The 1,239-nt window shown below is 55.5% G+C and carries 1 protein-coding gene; it reads right to left on the reverse strand.

Features of this window, described 5'->3' with window-relative positions:
- Positions 1-767: 767 nt before the first annotated feature.
- The gene (locus tag K7B09_RS13055) at positions 768-1,112 is read right to left on the reverse strand and encodes a hypothetical protein (RefSeq protein ID WP_223629901.1); all 345 of its coding nucleotides are present in this window, start codon (positions 1,110-1,112) and stop codon (positions 768-770) included.
- Positions 1,113-1,239 lie beyond the last annotated feature (127 nt).

Here is a 1,239-nt window from a genome sequence, read left to right on the forward strand (position 1 = left end):
GCGCCGCAACGAGGTGCAACCGAAGCGACAGCAGCCGGACGCCGAAAGATAACACGATGCCATGAAGCGGCGTCGGCTTGAACGAACTGTTAGGTTGTAGGCGCCCGACGACCCACTGCGCATGCGAAGCAAGCTACGGAATGCTACCGCCACCACGGTGCGCAGGTCCCCTGCGCGCTGTGGGCCAAGTACGCAAGGGCACACTTGAACCTAACAGTAAACCTATCAGGCGCAATTCAATGCAAAGCCCGCATATCCCCAAAAAATTCCGCGCTAAACCTAACACCTGAGTTAAGCCGTGCCACTGCACGGCCGCAAACAAGAACGAACATGCCGAAAAAAATTGCGGCCGTGAAGTGGCATCGGCTTGAACGAATTGTTAGACCTGTGCGCTCTTGCAATGAACCGTAAAGTGAACAGGCCGGAAAGCCAATTTGTACCACGAAATCAAGCGCCGTGTCAGCTGCGTGAAACCCGCTCTGGCTCTTGCTCTACAAGCGAATGCAGGCTGTAGATTCTGATCTTGATCTTGTTGCAAATTTGAAAGCTTCTTGCCGTTGAAGCGAGGTCAAAAAATGTCTTGCCAAATCATGCGTTGTGCGGGTGTCAATGTCTTTGCAAAGCACGCGCGGCATGTTGCTCTTCACAGGTCTAACGCCTGAGTTAAGCCGACCTGCGTAGCGCAGGGAACGGCGTGGCAAGCTTAACCTGCCACGCCGTTGCCGGAGCGAAGCGGGTTCGGCTTGAACGAATTGTTAGGGCGCTGCCTACTCACCTTGTCCGCGCATGTTGGTGATCTCAACGATCTCGGTGACGGTAAGGACATGTTTGCAGCGGCCAAGACCACCATAGCTGCCTCGCGGGCCAAGCTTGCCGCGTAGGACCACGTGTGATGTGCCCCACGGGCCAGCTGCATTCTTGGCAGGAAGCTCCGCCTTTTGCATGGATAGGCCGTTGAGGCACCAATTTTCGTCTTTTCCGTCCGGCGTAAAGATGGCGTTCTCGAAGTTATAGAAGTACTCGCCGCTATAGGACGGGTCTTTAGCAGGACTCGATGCGCAAGCTGCCAATGATGCTGCGATGGCTATTGTCACAATTGCGAAACTCTTCATTGCTGCGCCCTAACGCCTGAGTTAAGCCGACCGGCGTAGCGGCGGCAAATAGGAACGACCCAGCCTCAGCGCATTGCCGCCGCGAAGCGGGGTCGGCTTGAACGAATTGTTAGGTGCCAACTCGCTT

It is taken from the genome of Thermomonas beijingensis (assembly GCF_020034655.1).
In the GTDB taxonomy this organism is placed as follows: domain Bacteria; phylum Pseudomonadota; class Gammaproteobacteria; order Xanthomonadales; family Xanthomonadaceae; genus Thermomonas; species Thermomonas beijingensis.

Coding starts and splice junctions, on each gene's coding strand:
- K7B09_RS13055 (WP_223629901.1), bottom strand. CDS start 1,112: ATGAAGAGTTTCGCAATTGTGACAATAGCCATCGCAGCATCATTGGCA.